Consider the following 2,660-nt stretch of genomic DNA (forward strand, 5'->3'; position numbering starts at 1 on the left):
CGCCGCCGCCAGCGACATGTTGCCGCCCGCGCTGTTGCCCGCAAGGGCCAGCCGGCTGCCGTCGACACCGATTTCGCGGCCGTTTGCGGCCACCCATTTCACCGCGGCGTAAACCTCCTCGACGGCCTGCGGGAAATGCGCTTCGGGCGAGCGGGTGTAGTCGACGAAAACCGCCGCACAGCCCGACTCCGCAACCAGGTCGCGCACCAGCCGCCGGTGGGTGGGATAATCGCCCAGCACCCAGCCTCCGCCATGTACGAATACGAATGCCGGAAGCCGCTCATGCCCCGTTCCGACGGGCCTCATCAGGTGCAGGCGCAGCCGACGGCCCTCGCTTTCGATGGTTTGTTCGGACTCCTCGACGCCCGACAAATCGACGTGCACGGCCGCCTGCACGTCGGCCAACACGCGGCGCGCCTCCTCCACCGACAGCGATTCGACGGGAACGCCGCCGTTCAATACTTTCAGGTACGCTTTCGTCCCCGGCGACAGGTGCTCGTCGAGCAGGTAGTCGGGGGCTTGTTTCACAGAATTCATAACGTTTCGTTTTAAAGTTCCGCAATCGACCTGCAAAGGCACTGCCACAACGAAAAAAGCCGGGAAAAATCCCGGCTTTTTGTGTGTCGCATACGGCTCCCTACTGTGCCATGGCGTGACGGTAACCCTCGACTTTGGCCCAGTCGCCGCGTGTGAAATCGGGTACGGCGACCGGCATGCTGTTGTGCTCGATGGACGCCGCGGTAAGCGCCCCGATGCACGACCACTCGGCAGCGTCGTACACATCCTGATCCAGCGGCAGTCCGTGCTGCAGGCAGTAGACGAGGCGGTAATCCATGATGAAGTCCATGCCGCCGTGGCCGCCGACCTGGCGCGCCTTCTGCTCGATGTCACGGACAATCGGATGCTTGTAACGCGCCATCAGGGCCTCTTTCGCCCCGTCGGGAATGAACGAATGTTCGTTCAGATTTTCGTGGTCGGGCACCTCTTCGCCGGCAAGCTGCGCGGGACGGAACGCATACCCTTCGAGCGGGTATTTGTTGGCGAAGCCCTCGGTGCCGGTCACCTGGTACATGCGGCTGTAAGGACGGGGCGTATAGACATTGTGCTCCAAAAGAATCGTGCGGCCTTTCGCCGTCTTGATGAGCGTCAGCGTCTGGTCGCCGTTGGCGAAAGTTTCGGCGTTCATCTTCTGCTTGGCGATTTGCAGGCCGTTGACCGACTTGGTATCCATCGACACGAGGTAATCCATCTTGTCGCCGCGGTGGATGTCCAACAGCTGGCAGGCGGGCCCGAGGCCGTGCGTGGCGTATACGTCGCCGCGGTGCGACTGGTTGAAATCGAGGCGCCAGTTACCCTGGTAATAATCCCAGTAAGGTTCGAGGTTGTGGATATAGGAGCCCTCGGCATGGAGCAGTTCGCCGAACAGTCCGTGCTGCGCCATGTTGAGCGTCGTCAGTTCGAAGAAATCGTAAACGCAGTTCTCGAGCATCATGCAGTGGCGCCGGGTTTTCTCGGCGGTGTCGACCAGCTGCCAGCACTCGTCGAGCGACATGGCTGCGGGAACCTCGACGGCCACATGCTTGCCGTGCTCCATGGCGTAGACGGCCATCGGCACGTGCAACTGCCACGGGGTGCAGATGTACACCAGGTCGATGTCGTCGCGCTCGCAGAGCTCTTTCCACCCCTGCTCGCCGCTGTACGAAGCGGCTGCGGGGAAATTGTGTTTGGCGAGAATCTTCTGCGACTTCTCGACCCGCTCGGGATAAAGGTCGCAGAGCGCCTTGATTTCGACCCCGTCGATATGGGTGAAACGCTCCACCGCACCGGGGCCGCGCATGCCCAGCCCGATGAATCCGACCCGCACGACCGGAATCGGGTCGACGGTCAGCCGCAGCACCGAATGCTGGCCCTCGGCACGGGCCGGCTCGTCGAATACGATTACGCCGTCGGCCACGCTGTAACCCTCCGGCGACGTGCCGCAGCATCCGCAGAACAGCACGACGGCTGCCCCGCACAATAAAAAGGCTAATTTCTTCATTCTATTCGGGGAATTTAGATGTTTTTACAAAAGTAGGAAATATTTTGAAATATGCGCTCATTTGACTACTTTTGCCCACGTAAAAATCACACACCATGTTTCGTAGATTTGCGGCGGTAATCCTTTCGGTCGTCCTGCTCTCGCCGGGCTGGCTCGGCATGACGGGGCTCGCGCTGCCCGTCGCCCTGGTTCCCCTGCTGTGGATCAGTTCGTCGTACGACGACACCCGCCGCTCGTGGTGGCGCGTGTTCGGCTGGGCGGCGCTGACATTCGCGCTGTGGAACATCTCGACCGTGTGGTGGATATGGTACGCCACGCCCGTGGGGCCCGTCGCCGCGACGCTGGCCTCGACGTTCTTCAACATGATCGCCTTCATGCTGTTCCACACCGTTTCGAAAAAGGGCCCGAAAGCGCTGGCCTACACGCTGCTCACGGCCGGATGGATCGCTACGGAATACTTGTACACCGCGGGCGAATTCTCGTGGCCGTGGCTGATTCTGGGCAACGGGTTCTCGCACGACGTATGGCTCGTGCAGTGGTACGAATACACGGGCGTATTCGGCGGTTCGCTGTGGATACTGCTCTGCAACATCCTCTTTTTCGAAGCGCTGCGGGCCCGCCG

The 2,660-nt window shown here is 61.3% G+C and carries 2 protein-coding genes and 1 pseudogene; 1 reads left to right on the plus strand and 2 read right to left on the minus strand.

Annotation, left to right across the window (positions count from 1 at the left end):
• Positions 1 to 537: alpha/beta hydrolase fold domain-containing protein (locus QZT71_RS12330; protein WP_295916651.1), on the minus strand; the 537-nt coding region annotated here is incomplete at its 3' end.
• A gap of 100 nt (positions 538 to 637) precedes the next feature.
• Entirely contained in the window at positions 638 to 2,038 is a 1,401-nt protein-coding gene (locus QZT71_RS12335; RefSeq protein ID WP_295916653.1) for a Gfo/Idh/MocA family oxidoreductase, read from the minus strand.
• A 95-nt stretch (positions 2,039 to 2,133) separates the two neighbouring features.
• Here QZT71_RS12335 and QZT71_RS12340 point away from each other — a divergent pair.
• Positions 2,134 to 2,660, plus strand: a pseudogene (locus QZT71_RS12340) (apolipoprotein N-acyltransferase); the annotation flags it as partial.

Origin of the sequence: uncultured Alistipes sp., assembly GCF_902388705.1 — a bacterium.
In the GTDB taxonomy this organism is placed as follows: domain Bacteria; phylum Bacteroidota; class Bacteroidia; order Bacteroidales; family Rikenellaceae; genus Alistipes.

What these genes read in the sequence shown, in the direction of transcription:
- QZT71_RS12335 (WP_295916653.1), bottom strand. Translation starts at nt 2,038, where the DNA reads ATGAAGAAATTAGCCTTTTTATTGTGCGGGGCAGCCGTCGTGCTGTTC.